This window comes from Clostridia bacterium (genome assembly GCA_019683875.1).
In the GTDB taxonomy this organism is placed as follows: Bacteria; Bacillota; Sulfobacillia; order RBS10-35; family Bu92; genus Bu92.
Map to the genome: position 1 here is coordinate 1 of JADGHN010000021.1, position 21,225 is coordinate 21,225.

Sequence of the window (21,225 nt, forward strand, 5' to 3'; positions counted from 1 at the left end):
GATGTCGACGACCGGCCGCCCGCCGGTCGCACGTTCCTCTACGTCGTCCAGTGGTTCGCCTACATGGCGGCGAACGTGGCCGTCGTGCCCCTCGTCATCGGGCCTGCCTTCGGCCTGGCTCCCGACCAGGTGGCGGCGCTCGGCGGGCGCACGTTCCTGATCAGCGGCGCCGTGTCCGCCCTGCAGGTCCTGTTCGGGCATCGCCTTCCGCTGGTCGAGGCCCCGGCCGGGATCTGGTGGGCCGTGCTCATCCAGATGGCGGCCATCGCCGGTCCGGGCGGCTTCGCGCACCTGGGGCCGGCCCTGGAGGCCGCCATGATCGTCGCCGGCTTCTGCACCGCCGTCCTCGGGTTCGCCGGCGGCATCGGCCGGCTCATCCGCGGCTTCACGCCCGCGGTCACCGGCACCGTCCTGGTGCTGCTGGCGCTGCAGCTCTCCGGCACGTTTCTCAAGGGCGTCCTCGGCATCTCCGCCGGGCATCCGGAGCCGGATCCCGTCGTCGCGGCCATTTCCCTCGCCGTTCTCGCGGTCGTCGTCGCGGTCACACTCTACGGCCCCGGCCCCGTGCGCAGCTTCGGCGTGCTGGCGGGCCTCGTCGTGGGGGCGGCCCTGAGCGCCGCCTTCGGCCGGCTGCATCCTGTGGCGTTCGGCGCGTGGGTGGGCTGGCCGGAACCGTTCGCCTGGGGCGCGCCGCGCATGGACGCGGGGGTGACGCTCGTGGCCGTGGTGACGGCGCTCGTGGTCCTGACGAACCTCGTGGCCAGCCTGCTGGCGGTGGGTCAGGTCGTCGGGCGGCGGCCGCCGGAGCGCGCGTACGATCGCGCGGCCGTCTTCACGGGGCTGGCGGACGTGCTGGCCGGCGTGTTCCCGGCCGTCGGCTTCGTGCCGTACACGTCGAGCGCCGGGCTCGTCGCCATGTCCGGCGTGGCCGCGCGCCGGCCCTTCCTCTGGGCCTCGATCCTGTTCGCGCTGCTCGGCTTCCTGCCGGCCGCCGGCGCGCTGCTGGCGTCCGTGCCGTCCGCGGTGGGCTACGCGGTGACGATGGCGTCCTTCGCCCAGATTCTTTCCTTCGGCTTGCGCGACTACGCGCGCCTGCAGTTCACGCCGCGCGACGTGTTCGTCGTCGGGCTGTCCGTGATGGCCGGCACCGGCGTCATGTCCCTCGACCCGGCGACGTTCGCATCCGCTCCGCCGATCGTCCGCAACCTTCTGAGCAACGGGCTGATCATCGGGCTCGTCCTGGCCGCCCTCCTGGACCACGTGGTCCTGCGCGAGACACGGCGGACGCCGGGGCGAGCGGCTCCTAGTTCGGGAAAATGAAGCGGCGCTCGCGCATCCACGCTTCCACTTTCTTGCGGAATTCCGGGTCGACGCCGACGAGGTCCACGCGTTCCGGCTGGAGCGCGTGCAACAGCGAGAGCGCCAGGTCCTCGCGGCCGACTTCCAGCCGCGGGTCGAGGAAGCCGGCGAGGTATTCGCGATAGCGTTCCACCCCGGAGGCGTCCTTCACGACGAGCTGGTTCCCGGAGCCTTCGATGATGAGCTCGCGGATGGGCTCATGCCGCAGCGTGCGGAACTGCTCGTACGCGCGCCGCAACCGCAGCGCCTTCAGGCCGGCGCGCGCCAGCTCCGCGACGATCGCCTGGAAGGTCTTGCGTCCGCGGAAACGCATCCAGCCTTCGATGGACAGCGTGCCCCGCTCCTCCAGCGTGGGCTGCAGCATCGCCTGCGTGCCGCGGGTGAAGTCGGGGCGGTCGAAGACGGACACGTTTTCGTGGAATACCTCCAGCCGGTCCTCGTCCGGTTCGTCGCCGTAATGCGTGTCGAGATGCTCCAGCAGCATGTCCGGCAGGAACGTGCGCTGCACGAAGAGCGCCGTGGCCTCGCTGACCGGGTCCGGCAACCATCCGGTGCGGTACACCCAGCGCCGGCTGGACTTGAACACCTGGTAGCGCAGGTGGCGATCCTCAAGAAACTCGGCGAACTCCGGCGAGCGGTCTTCGACGGATATCGTCAGGTTGTGCTCCATGATCCGGCACCCCCTTTGGCGGTTTCGCACGTCACGACGACCGCTCGGGTGGTGGCATAGTATACGCCGTTTGCGCAGGTCATCCTCCAGCCTGGCGCGCCGCGCCCGCGCCCTGGTTCCCGCCACCATGGACGTCGCTGCCATGGGGGCGGCATGGTATGGTGGACTCAAGATGGGGGTGTCGTTTCCTTGGATGAGCGTGTCCTCGATACGCTGATCATCGGCGGCGGCCCCGCCGGCTTGACGGCGGCGTTGTACGCCGGCCGCGCCGGGCTGCGCGCGGTGCTCGTCGAAAAGGCCGTGCCGGGCGGCCAGATCGCCACGACCGATCTCGTCGACAACTACCCGGGATTTCCCGACGGCATCCTCGGCCCGGAGCTCAGCGAGCGGATGGAGAAGCAGGCGCGGCGCTTCGGCACCGAGATCGTCTTCGACGAGGTCGTCACCATGTCTCGCGAGAACGGGCTGTGGACGGTGCGCGCCAACGCCGGGGAGTGGCGCACCCGTACCGTGATCCTGGCCACCGGCGCGCACGAGCGCAAGCTCGGCGTCCCGGGGGAGGACGAATTCCGGGGACGTGGCGTGTCGTACTGCGCGATCTGTGACGGCGCCTTCTTCAAGGGGCGCCACGTCGCGGTCGTTGGCGGCGGCGACTCGGCCCTCACGGAGGGCATGTTCCTGGCGCGGATCTGCGAGAGCGTCACGATCATCCACCGCCGCGACGAGCTTCGCGCGGCGAAGGACATCCAGGAGCGGGCGTTCGCGAACCCGAGGATCAAGTGGCTCTGGTCCACGCAGGTCACGGCCATCGAAGGGGACCAGGGCGTCCGGCGGTTGCGCCTGCGCAGCACCAAGGACGGCACCGAGTCCTCGCTGGACGTCGACGGCGTGTTCATCTACGTGGGAATGGTGCCCCAGACGGAGTTCGTCAAGGGCGTCGTGGCGCTGAACGAGGCGGGCTACGTGCTGACGGACGCCGACCTGCGCACCAGCGCCGAAGCCGTCTGGGCGGCCGGCGACGTGCGCGCCGGCTCCCTGGCCCAGGTCGCGACGGCCGTGGGCGAAGGCACCATCGCCGCCCTGGAAGTCGAATCCTACCTCGCCAAGCTCGACGCGGGCCAGAAGCCGGCGTGGGACGTCGACATCCCCGGGCCGGCCGCCGGCGCCGTGGCCGCGGCTGGAGCCGGTCGCGTCGCGAGCCCGGCGGGGAGCACGGAGGCGCGCTCATGACCGAGTCCTACACGATCGATGCCCTGTTGGACGATTACGAGCGTTACGTCAACCCCTCCATGGCGCGCGTGATGCGCTTCATGGGCGTGGAGGGGTACGAGGTCGAGGCCCGCGGGGCGGAGGTGCGGACGAGCGACGGCTCGACCTACCTCGACCTCGGCGGGTACGGCGTGTTCTTCCACGGCCACTCCCATCCGAAGGTGGTCGCCGCCGTGCAGCGGCAGGCGGAGACGCTCGCGCTGTCGACGCGCCTCCTCCCGAACCGGCCCGTCGTGGAGCTGGCCCGCCGGCTCGCCGAGTCGCTGCCGGGCGACCTTCAATACACCTTTTTCTGCAACTCCGGGGCCGAGGCCGTCGAGGGCGCGCTCAAGCTCGCGCGCATGTACACGGGGAAGCCTGGCGTGATCGCCACGCAGGGCGGCTTCCATGGCAAGACGCTCGGGGCGCTGTCGGCGACCGGCAAGGACATGTACCGCCAGCCGTTCCTGCCGCTGCTGCCCGGTTTCCGCCACGTGCCGTTCGGCGACGCCGCGGCGGTGGAGCAGGCCTTCGACGAGACGGTCGGCGCGGTCATCGTGGAGCCGATTCAGGGCGAGGGCGGCGTGATCGTGCCGCCGGACGACTACCTTGCCCGCCTGCGCGCCATCTGCGACGCGCGCGGGGCGGTGCTCATCGTGGACGAGGTCCAGACGGGCGTCGGCCGCACGGGTCCGATGTGGGCCATCGAGCGGAGCGGCGTGGTGCCGGACATCATCGCGAGCGGCAAGTCCCTCGGCGGCGGCATCGTGCCGATCGGCGCCTTCACGGCGCGGGCGGAGGTCTTCCGCCCGTTCGACGAGAACCCGCTCATCCACACCTCGACGTTCGGCGGAAACCCCCTTGCGTGCGCGGCCGGCGTCGCCGCGCTGGACGCCATCGCGGAGGAGGGGCTTCTGGAGCGCGGCCAGGAGATCGGCACGGCGTTCATGTCCGGCCTGCGGGAGATCCAGAAGGAGTTTCCGGGCGCCCTGCGCGAAGTCCGCGGCCGCGGGCTGCTCATCGGCCTGGAGTTCGCGGATGAGGGCGCCGGCGGGGCGTTCATCGCCGCGCTTCTCCATCGCAAGGTCGTCGTCGTGCACTCGCTGAATCACCCGCGCGTGATCCGCGTCATGCCGCCCGCGATCGTCACGCGCGACCAGATCGACTACGCGCTTGAGAGCATGCGCGCCGCCGCCTCGGAGGCGGCCGCGCTGGCGGGATGAGGGGGGTTGGCCGGTGCCCAGCATCACGGTTCATGAGCATGTGGCGGCGCCGCGGGATCTGGTGTTCCGGTTGGCGTGCCGCATCGAGGACATCCAGAAGTACGCCGAGCCGGTTCAGAAGATCGAGATCGTGGAGCGCGGGGACGGGTACGTCGTCAGCGCCTGGACCGTTCTCCTCCAGGGGCGTCCGCTGCATTGGACGGAGCGCGACGAGTTCGACGAGGCGAACTACGTGATCCGGTACAAGCAGGTGAAGGGCGACCTGGCCAAGTTCGAGGGCGACTGGACGTTCGTGGAGAGCGACGGCGGGACGGACGTGACGCTTCGCGTCGACTTCGACCTCGGCATCCCCATGCTCGCGGGCCTGCTGAACCCCATCGCCACCGCTCTCACGAAGAAGAGCTCGGAGGCGCTCGTGAAGGCCATCAAGCAGCAGGCGGAGGAGGCGGCTGGCGCGTGACGTACCGACTCCCGGCAGAGGTGGAGGCGCTGCGCCAGGTCGTCCGCGAACTCGCGGAGACGCGCATCCGGCCGCGCGCGGCGGAGGTCGACCGCACAGGGGAGTTTCCGTGGGACTACGTTCAGTGGCTGCGCGAGCACGACCTCTTCGCGTTGGGAATTCCCGAGGCGTACGGCGGGCTGGGCGCGGGGCTGCTCTCGCTCGCGGTCGCCACGGAGGAACTCTCGCGCGTGGACGCGGTGGCCGGGCTGCTCGTGGCCGTGCAGGAACTGGGCACCCTGCCGATCATCCTCGCCGGCACGGAGGAGCAGAAGCGGCGCTTCCTGCCCCGGTGCGCCACCGGGGAGTGGCTGGCGGCGTTCGGCCTCACGGAGCCTGAGGCCGGCTCGGACGCGGGCGCCACGCGCACCCGGGCGGTGCGCCAGGGGGACCACTACGTGTTGAACGGCCTCAAGCACTTCGTGACCAACGCGGGCGTGGCCGGCATCTACGTCGTGTTCGCCTCGACGGACCCGAGCCGCGGCGCCAAGGGCATCACCGCCTTCGTGGTCGAGGCGGACACCCCCGGCTTCTCCATCGGGCGGCTGCAGCACAAGATGGGCATTCGCGGCTCGACCACCGGCGAACTCGTGTTCCAGGACGCGCGCGTGCCCGTGGAGAACCGGCTGGGCGAGGAGGGCGACGGCTTCAAGATCGCCATGGCCACGCTCGACCGCACCCGCACGAACATCGCGGCCCAGGCCGTCGGCATCGCCCAGGGCGCGCTGGACCTGGCGCTGGAGTATGCGAAGGGCCGGCGCCAGTTCGGCCAGGCCATCGCCGAGTTCCAGGGCATCCAGTTCATGCTCGCCGACATGGCGATGCAGACGGAGGCCGCGCGCCAGCTGCTCTACCACGCCTGCGCCCGGCTCGACGAGGAAGGCGAGACGATGCGCCGCCTGCCGCCGGAGGCGAGCCGCCTCTCCGCCATGGCGAAGGCGTTCGCTTCCGACGTCGCCATGAAGGTGACGACGGACGCCGTGCAGGTGCTGGGCGGCTACGGGTACATGGTGGAGTACCCGGCCGAGCGGATGATGCGGGACGCGAAGATCACGCAGATCTATGAGGGGACGAACCAGATCCAGCGGCTCGTGATCGCCCGATCGTTGCTCGACCAGTGAGGACGCCGGGGGCGCGTCCCGCCGATCTTGTCGGCGGCCGTTGGACGAGCGGGGGAGGAACGCGGTGCGGCGGTCGATCGTCGCGGAGATCGCGGGGGCTGAGCCCGCGGAGGTCGCGCGGGCGCTCTGCTACGCGGCCGCGCGGGCCACAGGGGCGCCGGGCGCGGCGCTGTACGTCTGGGAGGACAACCGCTGGCGCCTGCGCGCGCGCGTGGGCGAGGCCGGTCAGGACGGCGTCGCGGCGGACATCGCCGCCGTCATCGCCGGCGGCCCGGCGCTGACGGCCCAGGTCTGGGGCGCGCGGGTGGCGCTGGTGCTGGCGTCGCCGGGCGAGCTTTCGCCGGCGTTGGAGGCGGACCTGACGGACGGCGCGCGCTGGGCGGCCGCGGCAGAGGCCTATCGCTGCGCCGTCGCATCACGCGACCCGCACGTTGATCCCGTCACCGGGCTGCCGAATCGCGAGGCCTTCGCCGCGCGCCTGGCGCAGGAAGTGGCGCGCGCCACACGCGCGGGGCGGCCGCTGGCGCTCGCCTGCTTCGCCCTGCGGGGTCTCGCGCGCGCGGCGGCGGAGGTGCCCGAAGCGGAGCCGCGCTTCGCCCGGGCGTTGGTCGCCGCGACGAGAGAGGGGGACGTCGTGTTCCGGCTCGGGCCGGAGGAGTTCGCCGTGGTGTTGCCGGGCGCCGACGCGGACGGCGCCGGGCGGATGGCCGTGCGCGCCCTCCTGCGCCTTCGCGAGGCCGCTGGCGCCGGTCCGGCCGTTCGCGCCAGCGCCGGCGCGGCCGATGTCCCGGGCGACGCCCACGACGCGCCCGGCCTCAGGGCGGCCGCCCAGCATGCGCTGTACCTGGCCGAGCTGGCCGGCGGGGATTGCGTGCGGCTGGCCGGCCTGCCTGGACCCGTGGCGGTCGAGGAGGAGTCGAGATGACGGCGTCGCGACGTGGCCGCGCCCCGCACACGTGAGGCGTCGCCCGCACCGCCCAGGTCCTGGGCGACGAATGGAAGCTCCTCATCCTCAGGGACCTGATGCCGGGTCCCCGCCGCTTCACGGAGCTCGAGCGCTCCGTGACCGGCATCAGCCCGCGCACCCTGACGCAGCGCCTGCGAGCCCTGCAGGACGACGGCCTGATCGAGCGCGTCGCGTACGCGGAGTCGCCGCCGCGCGTGGAGTACAAGCTGACGCCCATGGGCCGCGAGCTGATCCCGATCATCGAGATGATGCGCGCCTACGGCCAGCGCTGGCTGTGCCCACGGGAAGAACGCGAGCCGGCGCGGGCTAGGCGCAATAGTCCAGGATCACGTCCCACAGCACCTTGAGGCCGAACTCCAGGCTCGCGATGCGGATGCGCTCGTCGATGCCGTGCACCGTCTCGTGGGCCTCGCCCGGCAGCAGCGGCGCGAAGCCGTACGTGGGGATGCCGGCCGGACGCAGCCAGGAGCCGTCGGTGCCGCCGGTGAGCATCGTCGGCACGAGCCGGCTTCCCGGCGCGTGGCGCTGGAGCGCGCGCCGCATGCTGTCCACGATCGGCGCCTCCACCGGGGAGGCGACGGGCGTGGCCGCGCGCCGGAACCGCACCTCCACGTGATCCAGAAGCCCGCGCGAGGCGAGGATCTCGCGCACCCACGCCGCGATCCCCTCGGGCGTCTGCCCCGGGACGATGCGGCAGTCGCACGTGGCCCGGGCCGTCGACGGGATCACGTTGACGCGGCTGCCGGCCTCGAGCATCGTCGGCGTGATCGTGTCGTGCAGCAGCGCGTGGAGCGTGGCGCGCTGGTACGCATCGGGGATCGCGGCGAGCGACGCCGCGTGGCTCTCCGGGTCCAGCGTGCCGAGCAGGACGCTGCGGTAGGGCTCCGGTTGCCCCGCCGCGAGGCCTTCCACGAACGCGCGCACCGGCTCCGTCACGCGCAGGGGCGTCTCCGTCTCGGAAAGCGCGACGAGGGCCCGGCTGAGCCAGGCGACCGCGTTGTCGTCCGTGGGCACGGACCCGTGCCCGGGCCGGCCGCGCGCGATCAGGTCGAAGGCGCACGGGGCCTTCTCCGCCGGCTGGTACGTAAAGTAGGTCACGCCGCCCAACTCAAGCCCCTCGCCCCCGCCCTCATTCAGCGCGACGGCCGCGCGGATGCGGTCCAGGTGATGGCGCACCATCCAGCCGGCGCCATACTCGCCCCCCGCCTCCTCGTCCGCGTTGAACATGAGCTTGATCGGCCGGCGAAGGCGCACGCCCCGCCGGCGGATCAACAGGGCGAGCTCCGTCCACATGGCGACGAGGTGCTTCATGTCGAGGGCGCCCCGGCCCCACACGCAACCGTCCGCGATGTCCCCTGCGAACGGCGGGTGGGTCCAGAGCTCCGCCTCCGCGGGGACGACGTCGACGTGCCCCATGAGCAGCAGGGCCTCCGACGACGGGAGCGCGTCGTCCGCGTTGGCGGGGATCTCGGCGAGCAGGTTGCCGCGCCCGGGTGCGGACTCGAACAGCTGCGTCTCGATGCCGGCCTCCCGCAGCGTCTCCGCCAGATCGGCGAGACACGCGAGCTCGTTGCCCGGGGGGTTGCTGGTGTCAAAGCGCAGCAGCCGGCTGAGCCGATGCGCGCAATCCTTCGCGACGGATGACCAGTCCGACATGAGCGATGCCTCCCTTTCCCCTTTCAGCGCGAATTCGCGATGGCGGCGGCGATTCCCGCTGGCCCCGCGGCGAGCCGGGCGGCGCACAGGAGATCGCCGGCGACGGGGAGAATTTGGGCGCGGGGTGAGAAGGCTGCACGCCCTCCCGGGTGACGTTTCGCGCCTCGGACATGCCATCGACCTGCTCCGCCGGCTGAAGGACGTGGCCGAGGGGAGCGGCTGGGTGCAGGTCGTCTGCGCCGACATCGACGGGCTTGCGCGGTTCAACGAGGAGAAGGGGTTCGCCTCGGGAAACCGTGCAGTCGGCGAGCTGGCGGCGCTGATGCGCGATCTCGCGCCAAGCGGTTCCACCTATCGCTTCGGCGGGGACGAGTTTTACTGGCTGCGCGTTCTTCCCGCTCCGGAACCGGGGGGGCTGGTCCGGCTCGCCGACCGCCTGCGCCGGGACTTCGCCGCGCGCATGCGGCGGCTGGGGTACGATTTGACGGTCTCCGCGGGCGCTTACGAGGTCCGGGCGCCCACGAGCGCCGCACGGCTGCTCGGCGCGCCGCACCACGCCCTGAGCCGCGCGAAAGAGCAGGGCGGCAACCGGCTCGTGGACGCGACGGTCGTCGACGACGTGCCGGAGTCCGCGTACGCGCTGGTCGACGACCTCATCCGCCGCATCGACGAAAGCGTCCGCGCCATGGAGACCGCGCGCGCGGAGGCGGCCACCGACGCCATCAGCGGCCTGCCGAACCATCGCGCCGGTCGCGCCGCGCTCGAGCGTTTGGCCAGCAGCGCGGCGGCCGGCGGCGAGCCCTTCGCGCTGATCTTCATCGATGGGGACGGGCTGCGCGCGTACAACGAGCTCGGCTACGAGGCGGGCAATCGCATGATCCGCGACCTCGCCGCTGTTCTGCGGCAGGGCCTGCGCGCGCACGACGTGCTGGCGCGGTGGCTGTCCGGCGACGAGTTCCTGGTGCTGCTGCCTGGAAGCGATGTCGCCGCCGCCGTGGGCGTCGCCGAGCGGCTGCGTCGCTCCGTCGAGGAGACCACGCGGAGCTGGCCCATCCCCGTCACGATCTCCGCGGCCGTCGCCGCCTGTCCCGCCCACGGCGTCTCCAGCGACGAGCTCCTGCGCCGGCTGTACGAGGCCGGCCATCGGGCGAAGCAGGAGGGCAAGAACCGCGTCGTCGTCGCGGAGCCTCCTCGCGCCGGCGAGGCGCCGGCCTAGAACGTCACGCGCCGGACGACGTCCACGCCGTTCTGCGCCATGTGGTACAGGAACAGGCGGTGGAAGACGTCGCCGGGATGGCCGGGCGCCGCAGCCTCTCCGGGCGCGGATCCCCGTACCGGGATGTCGAACGTGTCCACCGCTTCGGCCGGGACCACGATCCGCAGCGGAAGGTTTCGCTCGTTCGCCCAAAGGCGCAGCGGCATGGCGAGGTAGTTCACGCACAGGTCCGTGCAGTCCCCGCACAGCACGAAGGTGTCCACGCCGCCCGCGACGAGCTCGCGGTGCCAGTCGCCCGCCCACAGCCCGCAGAGGTTGTTCTTGCGGACGCACAGCGCGTTCCGGTATGCGGGCAGGCGCTCCAGTTCCGCCACGGCCTCCGCCTCGGACGTTCCCTCCAGGCAGTGCGGCGGGTAGGCGCTGAACTCGACGGCGTCGCGCGGGTGGCAGTCCTGCACGGCGACGATCCTCGCGCCGCGCGCGGCGGCGCCTTCGACGAGCTCGACCACGGGCGCCACGAGCGCTTCAACCCTGGGAGACGCCAGCGCGCCCTCCCTCGCGAAGCCGTTCAGCATGTCGATCACGCAGACCGCCACCCTGGCCCCGCCGTGCGGCGCGAGCTCCGACCAGCTTCTCTCCGGGAGACGCGCGAACCAGTCGTCAAGGGCGGCGCCGAACTCCAACCAGCGGGCGCTCGCCTCTCCATCCGCGCGATCCACCACGCCGCCTTCCCCCTTCCGAGTTCCCGTTCTGGATCCACTCTAGCGAAAGTGCGCCCGATCCGCACCGCGACGGCAGGAGGCGACCGCTCGAGCCCGAACACCATCAGCGGGCGAACATTTCGCGAAACGGAGGAATCGACGTGTCCTCACCCGACGAACTCTACCGCGCGCTCACCGAGGCGCCGGGCGTCCCGGGCCAGGAAGCGGCCGTGCGGGACCTCATGCGCCGTTACCTGAAGCCCTTGGGCGACGAGCTCCTCACGGACAACCTGGGGAGCGTCGTCGCGCGGAAGCGCGGCACGGCCGACGAGCCGCGCGTGGTCATCCTCGGCCACATGGATGAAGTCGGATTCCTCGTCAGCCAGATCACCGAGCAGGGGTTCCTGCGGTTCCAGACGCTCGGGGGCTGGTGGGAGCAGGTGATGCTGGCGCAGCGCGTCGCGGTCCAGACGCGCAAGGGAGAGGTCATCGGCGTCGTCGGCTCGAAGCCGCCGCACATCCTGCCCGCCGAAGAACGCAAGAAGCCTGTGGAGAAGAAGGACATGTTCATCGACATCGGCGCGCGGAGCCGGGAGGAGGCGGAAGCGTTCGGCGTCCGCCCCGGCGATGCCGTGGTGCCGATCTGCCCGTACACGCCGCTGGCCAACCCCGACATGCTGCTCGCCAAGGCGTGGGACAACCGCGCCGGCTGTGCCATCGCCGTCCGCGTGCTGGAGGCCCTCCAGCATGAGGCGCACCCGAACACCGTGTTCGCAGGCGCCACCGTCCAGGAGGAAGTGGGGCTGCGCGGCGCCCAGACCATCGCGAACAAGGTGCAGCCGCACGTCGGCATCGTGCTCGACGTGGCCATCGCCGGCGACACGCCCGGCGTGAAGCCGGAGGAGGCGGCGGCGGAGCTCGGCAAGGGTCCGGTGCTGCTTCTGTATGACGCGTCGATGGTGCCCCACACGGGGCTGCGCAACTTCGTCATCGACACGGCGGAGGCGGCCGGGATTCCGCTGCAGTTCCAGGTGCTGCCCGGCGGCGGAACGGATGCCGGCCGGGTGCACCTGACCGGTGCCGGCGCGCCGAGCGTGGCGCTGGGCGTGGCCACGCGCTACATCCACAGCGCGGCGGGGATCGTGCACCGCAAGGACCTCGACGACCTCACCCGGCTCGTGGTCGAGCTCGTGAAGCGGCTGGACGCGAAGACGCTGGAGCGGTTGCTCGCGGACTAGACGGCGTCGCGCAGCGTCTCCCAGAGGTACAGCGTGGCCAGGCTGCGGTGCGGCCGCCATGCCTCCGCCAGCCGGCGGACCTGGGCCTCGCCGGGCAGCTCGTCGAGGCCGAACACGTGCCGCACGGCCTTGCGCAGCCCCAGGTCCGCCGCCGGCAGGACGTCCGGCCGGCCCAGTCCGAACATGAGGGCGCATTCCGCCGTCCACCGGCCGATGCCGCGCAGGGCGGTCAGCTTGGCAACGAACGCCTCATCGGGCAGCCGCGCAAGGGCGTCGAGGTCGAGGCGTCCAGAGGCCACGGCGTCCGCGAAGCCGATCACGTATTCCGCCTTCGTGCGGCTGAACTGGCGCGCGGTCAGGTCCTGCACCGACAGCGCGGCGATCTTGTCAGGAGTGGGGAAGACGGGCACGGCCCTGGTGGCCGTGCCCTCCGTGTGTTCGGGGTCCGGCCAGGCGGATGGGAGCGTGCGGACCTCGCCGGCGAGGACGCGAAGGCGGTGGACCAGCCGCCCCGCGAAGTCGACGCTCACCTGCTGGCCGATGATCGACTTGATCACGGACTCGAACAGATTCGCGTCCCTCAGCACACGAAGCCCGCGGTACCGGCGCGCCAGGGCGGCCAGGCGCCGATCGCCCTCCACGCACGCGTAAAACCACGTAAGATCCTGGTCCAGCGACAGGCAGTGGGCGGCGGCGCGCGCCAGCCTGGCCTCCTCGTCCGCATCGCGGGCGTCGGTGAGGACGCGGAGCGAGCGGATGACGCCGTCCCCGTCCGGGATCAGGCGCACGAGGCGCGGCGCGCCCTGGGCGGACGACATCCCGGAGCCCGGCGCCGGCAGGCGCAGGCTCCGCACGATGGAACCGTCCCTCAGAAACGTCCAGTCCTCGTTCTTGCCCAGCCGCATGCGCGCCCGCATCCGGTCGAGATTCAAGCCGCCCGTCGCGGAGAGGATCACGCGCCCTCGCCCTCCCGCAGCCGCCGTCCGGCCGTCTCGGGCACGGGCGACTCCCGCGAGGCGCTGGCGTGCGCCGCGGTGGCGGCCTCAATGGCCCAGAGGCGCACGGGCCCCAGGCGCCGGCGCAGCACGGGTCGCAGGACCCGCCAAAGGGCCTGAGCCGCGCGCTGGACCTCGGCCTCCGGCGCGTCCCCGCGGCGGCGGCCGTAGCGGTGCGCTTCATAAGCCCGCCCCAGCCGCTCAAGGTCCCCGGCCACGTCGTGCTCGTCCCGGCCGACGGCGCGAAGGAACGCGAGCGGCGACTGTGAGGGGCGGCGGGCGTAGCCGAGCGCCTTCAGGGCCGCGGATGTCAGCGCGTAGACGCCGGCCCAGCCGGCCGCGCCCGCCCGGCGCAACCAGCGGTGCCGGAGCGCAGCCAGGCGCGCGCCGGCCGCCGCGGCGAGCAGGATCGCGGCGGAGAGGCCGGCGAGCGTGGCCGTGCGTGGCGGATCGTCAGCGACCACCGCCCCCCAGCGGGCCCACGCGGGGAGCGCAGCCTGCGTTCCGGACGGCGCCGGCACGGGCTCCGACGACTCCGCCGGCGGCGAGACGCGCTGCGTGCGGCTCCGCTTTTCCTCGAGCTCCAACTGCGATTCGTCCCCGGAGCTGCTCGTGCCGCCAGCGCCTCCCGCCGCGACCCCCGCGTTGCGGTCGAGCGGGGCGGCGGGCGTCGGGTCGAACGTCAGCCAGGCGCCGAGCGCCACGTCGTAGACCTCGACCCAGGCGTGCGCCTGCCCCTCCCGGACGACGACATGCTTTCCGTCCGGCGTGTCCACCGCGCCGGCGAGCGGCACGCGATAGCCCTCCACGTACCGGGCGGGCACCCCGACGGCGCGCAGCATGACGACCATCGCGCTGGCGAACGAGGTGCAGTAGCCCCGCTTGCTCACGAACAGGAAGTCGTCGACGAAGTCATGCCCCCGGGCGGGGAGCGGCGGGTCCTGGGCATAGGTGTACCGCTGAAGGTACGCCATGACCGCGAAGGCCTTCCCGAACGTGGTCGCGCGGCCTTCCGTCACCCGTGCGGCGAGCGCGCGAACGCGGTCGGGAAGGTTCGGCGGCAGGCGCACGTCGTCGGCGAGATCGTCCACACTCAGGCGGGGCCCGAACGGATCTGCCGCGAACCCGTAGGAGAGCCCGGCCGGCGGATTCGTCGCGCCGGGCCACGGCCAGGGGACGAAGCTCAGCAGCTGATACGTCATGTCGCGATCGAGCGGGCGATCCGGCACCAGCGTGTGGCCCGGAGCCGGCCGCAGGACTCGGGAGTCGGAGAGCCGCTCGACCCGGCTGTACAGCGGGGCGAACAGCACGCGGTCACCCGAGGACAGCGTCCGGATCCGGATGCGCACCACCGCGCCCAGCGTGTCGGGGTTCGTGACGTCGTCGGCGGGCGAGGACCGCGAGGCCAGGCGCCACGAGCGGCCGTCGTACACGTCGCGCACGGCGCCGCGCAAGTACAGCGTGTCGGGTCCGCCCGGAGGCACGTTTGCCCACACCGACAGCACGGGGATCGAGGTCGGCACGAACGGTCCGCCCAAATACTCGACGGGCATGTCGTTCGGGCTGGTCATGCGCGCGCCGAACGTGGCCCAGGTCGTGTAGCCCAGGCGCGCCCCTTCGAGGCGGTCCACCCACGGAATGTGACGGCGCATCCAGGCGTCGACGGCGTCCGCCGTGGCAGGGACGTAGCTCACGGGCAGCGACGCAGCCAGGGCGGCCGCCGGCGCAGCGACGGCCACGGCGGCGACGGCGATGACCCGGCGCAGCGGTCCGGCGCCCCAGGTCCGGGCCGCCAGCCACGCCGGCACGAGCACCCACACGGCGACGGCGGCGCCGGGGCCGCCCGCCGCCCAAAAGGCCAGCGTGGCGGCGACCGCCGGACCGAGGGCGGCGACGTGCGGTCCGCCGCGGCCCAGGCGGCCGCCGGCCCACGCGACGAGCCCGGCGACGACGGCCACGTCGGCCGCGCTGCCGGGCGTGGGACGTCCGGAGAACGAGACCCACGCGTCTGCCGCCTGCTTCCAGACGACCAGCGGGCCGCCGGCGGCGGCGGCCGCGACGGCAGCGCCCACGAGGGCGGCGGCCGCTGCGAGCGCGCCGCGTCCCGGGGTGGCGATCCACGTGCCGAGCGTCGCCGCGACGAGGGAGACGGCAACAGCGAGAGCCCAGGCGGCTGGGCCGGACCAGCCGAGAAACGCGGCGGCCAGGACGCCAACCACCGTGCCGGACGCCAGGGCCCAGGCGCGCCACGGCCAGCGCGAGCCGGTCTCAACCAATCGCGGTCGCCTCCTCTCCCGCGTTCTCGGCATCCTCCGGCCACGCGGGGCCGAACGCCTCCGCGCCCGCGAACGCCTCGTGGGTGAAGGCGCTCGTGGCACTCCGGGGGCGGCCGTCGAACGTCATGAGGACCAGCGGCGGCCACTCCGGCGCGAGTCGGGCCCACTCCCGCGCGCGCGCCGGCACCAGCGACGCCGCGCCCACGATGACGAGCGCCGGCCGCGGCGCCGTCTCCGCGATGCTCGCGAGCCGCCTCACGAAGCGAGGGTCCCTGTGAGGGCGCAGCTCCGCGAGCGCCTCCGCCAGCTGGGCCTCCGAGGTGATCGCGATGACGCCGGCCATCGGCGCTTCCTGGGTGGCGGCGCGGGGTTGCCAGAGCCAAACCGGCATGCCACGTTCAAGCGCGAAGACGCCCCAGGAGTACACGGCGTCGATGGCGGCTTCCCACGCGTCCAGCCGCCCGTCCGGGTCCGGGTCCACCGCCAGCGCCACGCCGCGCGCCCAGGCGCGCTGGAACTCCAGCACGTGCGGCCGCCCCCGGCGCGCGCTGGTGCGCCAGTGGATGAGGCGGCGGTCGTCGCCGTCGCGAAACGGGCGAATGCCGTACCACTGCGTGAAATCCGGAGGCGCGGCGAGCGGTTGCGTCCCGGCCGCGGCGCCGACGCGCCGGGCGGTCTCCGAGCCGCGCGGGACGCGGCGCCGCTGCGGGCCGACCACGATGCGGCCCGCCGCAGTGAGCCGCCGCTGCGCGGCCAAGAGTCCGAAGGGATCGCGCCACTCGACGTCGATGGCCGGCCAGGGATGGACGCCGCGCGGCAGGGGGTTCGTTTCCACGCGGACGGCGGCCGTCCGGCCGGGAGGCACCACGCACACCGTGGGCGCGTCTTCCGGTCCGGCGGCCCCGGCGGGTTCTTCCCACCGGCCGGGCGCCCAGCGGACCGTGCACGTCACCGGCCAAGGCCAGCGCGACCACGCTTCGACGCGCAAGGACGCCGTCTGGCCGCGACACAACACGCGCGGCGCCCCCGCCGCCACCGCGACGCGCACGCCCAGCGCCGACGCCGCCACCCACACGAAGGCGAACACGTACAGCCCGCCCAGCCAATACGCAAGGGTCAGCGGCGCGTCCCCGCCGAAGACGGCCGCGAACGCGACGGCACCGGCGGTCAGGAGAGCGAACCCGCGGGACGCCAAGCGCCACCGGATCCCGGCGCCATCGGGGCGGCGCATCGGCATGGACACGTCACCACCGCGGCTGGGCGGGCACGGGCAGCCGCTCCACGAGCCCGGCGACGACGGCGGCCGCCGCTTCGCCCTGCCAGGCCGCTTCGGGCTTCATGACGAGGCGGTGCGCCAGGACCGGGACCGCCAGCGCCTGCACATCGTCCGGCCGGACGTAGTCGCGCCCCTCCATGGCTGCCCAGGCGCGCGCCAAGTCGCGAAGGGCCAGCGCGGCGCGCGGGCTGGCGCCGATCTGCACGGACGCGTGCCTCCGCGTGGCCTGCACGAGGTCCAGCATGTAGCCGGCGACGTCCTCGTGCACGTGCACGAGGCGCACGGCGGCCTGGACGCGGACGACGGCATCGGCGTCCGCGACCGGTTCGAGGGCCTCGGCCGTGAGGCGTGCCTCGCCAGCGATGAGCGACCGCTCCGCGCGGGTGCTCGGGTAGCCGATCGTCACGCGCAGGCCGAACCGGTCGATCTGCGCCTCCGGCAGGGGGAACGTGCCCTCGTGTTCAAGGGGGTTCTTCGTCGCGAGCACCAGGAACGGGCGGGGCAGGCGGTGCGTGGTACGGTCGACCGTGATCTGGCGCTCCTCCATGGCTTCGAGAAGGGCGGCCTGCGTCTTCGGGGAGGCGCGGTTGATCTCGTCCGCGAGCACGACCTGGCCGAACAGCGGACCCGGCACGAAGTGGAAGCCGCGTTCGGCGTCGTGCACGACCGTGCCCGTGATGTCCCCGGGAAGCAGGTCGGGCGTGAACTGAATGCGCGAAAAGCGGCACCCCGCCGCGCGGGCGAGCGCCTTGGCGAGCGTGGTCTTCCCGACGCCGGGCACGTCCTCGATCAGCGCGTGCTGGTCGGCGAACAACGCGGCGACGAGCAACCGGACGGCCTCCGGCTTGTCCAGGATGACGCGCCCGACCGCATCCTGGATGCGCGCCGCCAGCCGGGCGGCCCCTTCAATGGAAACTTCGTCATCGACTGCGGGCAAGACGACCCTCCTCTGCCAACTCACGGACGGCGCACCATGTTCTGCGGTTCCACACTCGACATAACCTCTGTTCCTTGTCGATTCATTCGGACTACAATCACAAAGGAACCGGGAGGTTCGATCGACAGGCTTTTGTTCAATTGTTCGGCGGGTCGGTCGAATTCCTGCCCGCCGCCGCGCCTTCGGCGCCGGTCAGCATTTTGGAAAGCGGGGCGATGCAAGGCCGATGGTTCAACATGACGTGCTCGTCGTCGGAGCCGGTCTGGCGGGCATGCGGGCGGCGCTTGAAGCGAAGAAGCAGGGCGTCGACGTCGCCATCATGTCCAAGGTCTATCCGGTTCGCAGCCACTCCAACGCGGCCCAGGGCGGCATCAACGCGGCCCTGAGCGAGGACGACTCATGGGAGTCGCACGCATTCGACACCGTCAAGGGCAGCGACTACCTCGGAGACCAGGACGCCATCGAAATCCTCGCCAGGGAAGCTCCTCAGGCGATCATCGAGCTGGAGAATTTCGGCGTCACCTTCAACCGCGACGAACACGGCCGCCTCGGCTCGCGCAACTTCGGCGGCGCCAGCCACGCTCGGACGTACTTCGTCGGGGACTTCACCGGCCAGGCCATCCTGCACGTGATGTTCGAGCAGCTCCTGCGCACGGGCCTGACCACGTATGACGAGTGGTTCGTCACCCAGCTCGTCAAGGACGACGCCGGCGCCATCCGCGGCGTCGTCGCCATGGACATCCGCACCGGCCAGCTGCACCTTGTCAAGGCCAAGGCCGTCATCCTGGCCACCGGCGGCATGGGCCGCGTGTACGAGCCGTCCACCAACGCCCTCATCTGCACCGGGGACGGCATGGCGCTGGCGTATCGCGCCGGAGCCCTGCTCATGGACATGGAGATGGTGCAGTTCCACCCGACGACGCTCAAGGGCAACGGCGCGCTCCTGAGCGAGGCGGCACGAGGCGAAGGCGCGTACCTGCTCAACAAGGACGGCGAGCGGTTCATGCACAAGTACGCGCCGAACAAGCTGGAGCTCGCAAGCCGCGACGTCGTCTCGCGCGCGGAGCAGATCGAGATCAACGAGGGCCGCGGCGTGGACGGCTGCGTGCTCCTCGACCTGCGCCACCTCGGCGCCGAGAAGATCATGGAGCGCCTGCCGCAGATCCGCGAGTTGGCGCTGGAATTTGCCGGCGTCGACATCATTCATGAGCCGGTGCCGGTCCGGCCGGGCATGCACTACATCATGGGCGGCATCAAGACCGACGTGTGGGGCAAGACGAACCTCGACGGGCTCTTCGCCGCCGGCGAGTGCGCGTGCGTCAACGTCCACGGCGGCAACCGACTCGGCGCCAACTCCCTCCTGGAGACGGTGGTTTTCGGCAAGCGGGCCGGCGCCGCCGCGGCCGAGTATGTCAAGTCCGTGGGCGACGTCCGCGTGAGCGAAGCGTGGCTGCGCGACGAGGAAGCGCGCATCGAGGGCCTCCTGAAGCGGCCGGAAGGGGAGAAGGCGGCCGCGTTGCGCCTTGAGATGGGCCAGACGATGACGCGCAACGTGGGCGTCTTCCGCACGGAGGAGCAGCTTCTCGTGGCGCAGGCGAAGATCCAGGAGCTGAAGCAGCGGTACCAGCGGGTCAGCGTGGGGGACAAGGGGCGCGTCTTCAACACGAACCTCCAGTTCGTGCTTGAGCTCGAGAACATGCTCGACCTCGCGGAAGTGGTCGTCGCCTCGGCCCTGTTCCGGAAGGAGAGCCGTGGCGCGCACACGCGCCTCGACTACCCGAACCGCGACGACGCGAACTGGCTCAAGCACACGGTGGCCACGTACACCGCGGCCGGTCCGCGCCTGGACACGCGCCCCGTGACGATCACGCGCTGGGAACCGCAAGAGCGCAAGTATTGAGGAGGCTTGCCGGATGAAGGTCACGCTACGCGTCAAGCGGTACGACCCGGAACGCGACCGGTCTCCGCGGTGGCAGGAGTACTCGGTCGAGGTCGAGGACTACGCCACCGTGCTCGACGCGCTCATCAAGGTGCGCGAGGAGGTTGACGAGTCCCTCGCCCTGCGCTGCTCTTGCCGAAGCCACATCTGCGGGTCGTGCGCCATGCGCATCAACCATAAGGGCGGCCTCGCCTGCAAGACCAAGCTGGCGGAAGTGGCCGAGGACGGCGGTGAGGTGGTTGTGGAGCCAGCCGGCAACCTGCCGGTCATCAAGGATCTCGTCGTGGATCTCGTCCCGTTCTTCGACAAGGTCCGCGCCGTCGACCCGTACCTGCAACCGGCCGGGCCGCCGCCGGAACGGGAGTACATCGCGTCCAACGAGGACATGGAGAACGTCAAGGGCGCCATGGCCTGCATCATGTGCGGCGCCTGCGTGTCCGACTGCACCGTGCTGGAGGTTGACAAGGACTTCCTCGGCCCGGCGGCGCTGGCCAAAGCGTGGCGCTTCGTCGCGGACCCGCGCGACGCCGCGGACGAACAGCGGTTGGGCGCGCTCTCGGAGCGGAACGGCATCTGGGACTGCACGCACTGCTTCATGTGCGTCGAGGTCTGCCCCAAGGACGTCAAGCCGATGGAGCGCATCCTCGACCTTCGCCGCCGCGCCATGGAGGCCGGCTTCAAGAACAACAACGGGTCGCGCCACAGCGACGCGTTCGTGGAGACCATTCGCGAAAGCGGGCGGCTTGACGAGACCAAGGTCGCCATCAAGTCGACGTCCGGCATCGGCGAGCTTTTGAGCTGGAGCGGCGTGGGGTTGCGTTCCTTCCTGCACGGCAAGGTGCCGCTCTCGAACAAGCCCATCCCGGGCGCCGAGCACGTCCGCAAGATCTTCGACAAGCTCGAGACGAAAGCGGGTGAGGCGAAGTGAGGTTCGCCTATTATCCGGGGTGCGTGGCAAAGGGCGGCGCGCCGGAGCTCTACAAGTCCGTCAACGCCTGCCTGGGTCCGCTCGGCATCGAGGTGGAGGAGCTGCACGGCGCGGCCTGCACGGGGGCCGGCGTGCTGACGGAGCGCAATCCGGAGCTGGCCGACACCTTGAACGCGCGCACGTTCGCGATGGCCGAGCGGCTCGGGCTGCCGATCCTGACGATCTGCAGCACCTGCACGGGCACCATGTACGCCTCGCATGAGCGCCTCAAGGACGACGCCTACCGCGCGCGGATCAACGAGCACCTCGCCGACGAGGGCCTGGAGTACCGCGGCACCACGGAGATCTACCACCTCATGTGGATCCTCGTGGAGAAGATCGGCCTCGACAAGGTGCGCTCGCTCGTCAAGCGGCCGCTGAACGGGCTGCGCATCGCGCCGTTCTACGGCTGCTACATCGTGCGGCCGAGCCGCCTCGTCGACCCCGACCACCAGAAGCGTGACACGTACCTGGAGCAGATCATCGCGCACCTGGGCGCGGACGCGGTGGACTACAGCGGCAAGACGAAGTGCTGCGGCTTCCCCATCACGACGATGAACCGCACGAACGCCCTGAAGATGACGGGCCGCAACATCGCCGAGGCCAAGGACCAGGGCGCGGATCTCATGGTCACGCCCTGCCCGCTCTGCCACCTGAACCTCGACGGCCAGCAGATCGACGCGGCCAGGGTCATCGGGCGGTCGCTGGACGTGCCGATCCTGCACCTTCCGCAGCTCCTGGGGCTGGCGTTCGGCCTTTCTCCGGAAGAGCTCGGATTGCGGCACAACATCGTCACGCCGCGCACGGTTCTTCAGAAGTTCCTGTCGGGCGCGGCCGTCTGAGCGCGGGGTTTCTGGAACGAAAGCGTCGCGGGGGGGGGGGGGGGGGGGCGGGGGCGGCGGCCGGCGCCCGGCCGCGGCGAAAACACAGAAAAAGA

Annotated in this window: 19 protein-coding genes; 12 read left to right on the forward strand and 7 right to left on the reverse strand. The window is 71.8% G+C overall.

What is annotated here, in order from left to right; all coding sequences use genetic code 11:
- Positions 1–1,320 (forward strand): purine/pyrimidine permease (locus IRZ18_03000; GenBank protein ID MBX5476074.1); only part of this gene is annotated, 1,320 nt, incomplete at its 5' end.
- On the opposite strand, the gene IRZ18_03005 is transcribed toward IRZ18_03000, so the two are convergent.
- Positions 1,304–2,029 (reverse strand): hypothetical protein, encoded by a 726-nt coding sequence (locus IRZ18_03005; protein MBX5476075.1) that lies wholly within the window; start codon positions 2,027–2,029, stop codon positions 1,304–1,306. The two genes, IRZ18_03000 and IRZ18_03005, sit on opposite strands and share 17 nt — an antisense overlap.
- Before the next feature lie 153 nt (positions 2,030–2,182).
- On the opposite strand from IRZ18_03005, the gene trxB reads away from it, so the two are divergent.
- From trxB to IRZ18_03035, 6 genes are all read left to right on the forward strand, one after another.
- A complete protein-coding gene (gene trxB, locus IRZ18_03010) occupies positions 2,183–3,259 on the forward strand; it encodes a thioredoxin-disulfide reductase (GenBank protein MBX5476076.1) in 1,077 nt (358 codons plus the stop codon).
- Positions 3,256–4,500, forward strand: a complete 1,245-nt coding sequence (locus tag IRZ18_03015; GenBank protein MBX5476077.1) for an aspartate aminotransferase family protein — start codon at positions 3,256–3,258, stop codon at positions 4,498–4,500. The genes trxB and IRZ18_03015 overlap by 4 nt, the downstream gene beginning before the upstream one ends.
- Positions 4,501–4,513: 13 nt before the next feature.
- Positions 4,514–4,960 carry an SRPBCC family protein gene (locus IRZ18_03020; GenBank protein MBX5476078.1) on the forward strand — a complete coding sequence of 149 codons (447 nt, stop codon included), beginning with the start codon at positions 4,514–4,516 and terminating at the stop codon, positions 4,958–4,960.
- Complete coding sequence (locus IRZ18_03025; GenBank protein ID MBX5476079.1) at positions 4,957–6,120, forward strand: acyl-CoA dehydrogenase family protein; 1,164 nt, start codon at positions 4,957–4,959, stop codon at positions 6,118–6,120. Before IRZ18_03020 ends, IRZ18_03025 begins: the two co-directional genes overlap by 4 nt.
- 64 nt (positions 6,121–6,184) lie before the next feature.
- Entirely contained in the window at positions 6,185–7,045 is an 861-nt protein-coding gene (locus IRZ18_03030) for a GGDEF domain-containing protein (protein MBX5476080.1), read from the forward strand.
- A gap of 98 nt (positions 7,046–7,143) precedes the next feature.
- Entirely contained in the window at positions 7,144–7,434 is a 291-nt protein-coding gene (locus IRZ18_03035) for a helix-turn-helix transcriptional regulator (GenBank protein MBX5476081.1), read from the forward strand.
- On the opposite strand, the gene IRZ18_03040 is transcribed toward IRZ18_03035, so the two are convergent.
- Positions 7,394–8,743 (reverse strand): M20/M25/M40 family metallo-hydrolase, encoded by a 1,350-nt coding sequence (locus IRZ18_03040; GenBank protein MBX5476082.1) that lies wholly within the window; start codon positions 8,741–8,743, stop codon positions 7,394–7,396. The genes IRZ18_03035 and IRZ18_03040 overlap by 41 nt on opposite strands.
- Before the next feature lie 124 nt (positions 8,744–8,867).
- On the opposite strand from IRZ18_03040, the gene IRZ18_03045 reads away from it, so the two are divergent.
- The gene (locus tag IRZ18_03045; protein ID MBX5476083.1) at positions 8,868–9,959 is read left to right on the forward strand and encodes a diguanylate cyclase; all 1,092 of its coding nucleotides are present in this window, start codon (positions 8,868–8,870) and stop codon (positions 9,957–9,959) included.
- Here the strand turns inward: IRZ18_03045 and IRZ18_03050 are convergent.
- A complete protein-coding gene (locus tag IRZ18_03050) occupies positions 9,956–10,678 on the reverse strand; it encodes a cysteine hydrolase (protein MBX5476084.1) in 723 nt (240 codons plus the stop codon). The two genes, IRZ18_03045 and IRZ18_03050, sit on opposite strands and share 4 nt — an antisense overlap.
- A 224-nt stretch (positions 10,679–10,902) precedes the next feature.
- Here IRZ18_03050 and IRZ18_03055 point away from each other — a divergent pair, with 224 nt between their 5' ends.
- Positions 10,903–11,898: a M42 family metallopeptidase gene (locus tag IRZ18_03055; protein MBX5476085.1), complete on the forward strand. Its 996-nt coding sequence runs from the start codon at positions 10,903–10,905 to the stop codon at positions 11,896–11,898.
- On the opposite strand, the gene IRZ18_03060 is transcribed toward IRZ18_03055, so the two are convergent.
- From IRZ18_03060 to IRZ18_03075, 4 genes are read right to left on the reverse strand one after another with little or no spacing between them, the layout of a single operon-like run.
- Positions 11,895–12,854: a DNA-3-methyladenine glycosylase 2 family protein gene (locus IRZ18_03060; protein ID MBX5476086.1), complete on the reverse strand. Its 960-nt coding sequence runs from the start codon at positions 12,852–12,854 to the stop codon at positions 11,895–11,897. The two genes, IRZ18_03055 and IRZ18_03060, sit on opposite strands and share 4 nt — an antisense overlap.
- Positions 12,851–15,169: a DUF3488 domain-containing protein gene (locus tag IRZ18_03065; protein ID MBX5476087.1), complete on the reverse strand. Its 2,319-nt coding sequence runs from the start codon at positions 15,167–15,169 to the stop codon at positions 12,851–12,853. The genes IRZ18_03060 and IRZ18_03065 overlap by 4 nt, the downstream gene beginning before the upstream one ends.
- Positions 15,162–16,364: a DUF58 domain-containing protein gene (locus IRZ18_03070; protein MBX5476088.1), complete on the reverse strand. Its 1,203-nt coding sequence runs from the start codon at positions 16,362–16,364 to the stop codon at positions 15,162–15,164. The genes IRZ18_03065 and IRZ18_03070 overlap by 8 nt, the downstream gene beginning before the upstream one ends.
- Before the next feature lie 49 nt (positions 16,365–16,413).
- Positions 16,414–17,355 carry a MoxR family ATPase gene (locus tag IRZ18_03075; GenBank protein MBX5476089.1) on the reverse strand — a complete coding sequence of 314 codons (942 nt, stop codon included), beginning with the start codon at positions 17,353–17,355 and terminating at the stop codon, positions 16,414–16,416.
- 253 nt (positions 17,356–17,608) lie between these two features.
- Between IRZ18_03075 and IRZ18_03080 the strand changes: the two genes are divergently transcribed.
- From IRZ18_03080 to IRZ18_03090, 3 genes are read left to right on the forward strand one after another with little or no spacing between them, the layout of a single operon-like run.
- The gene (locus IRZ18_03080) at positions 17,609–19,282 is read left to right on the forward strand and encodes an FAD-binding protein (protein MBX5476090.1); all 1,674 of its coding nucleotides are present in this window, start codon (positions 17,609–17,611) and stop codon (positions 19,280–19,282) included.
- Between the two features lie 13 nt (positions 19,283–19,295).
- Entirely contained in the window at positions 19,296–20,249 is a 954-nt protein-coding gene (gene sdhB / locus IRZ18_03085) for a succinate dehydrogenase iron-sulfur subunit (protein ID MBX5476091.1), read from the forward strand.
- On the forward strand, positions 20,246–21,130 hold the full coding sequence (locus IRZ18_03090) for a CoB--CoM heterodisulfide reductase iron-sulfur subunit B family protein (protein ID MBX5476092.1): 885 nt from the start codon (positions 20,246–20,248) through the stop codon (positions 21,128–21,130). The genes sdhB and IRZ18_03090 overlap by 4 nt, the downstream gene beginning before the upstream one ends.
- The last annotated feature ends 95 nt before the right edge of the window (positions 21,131–21,225 follow it).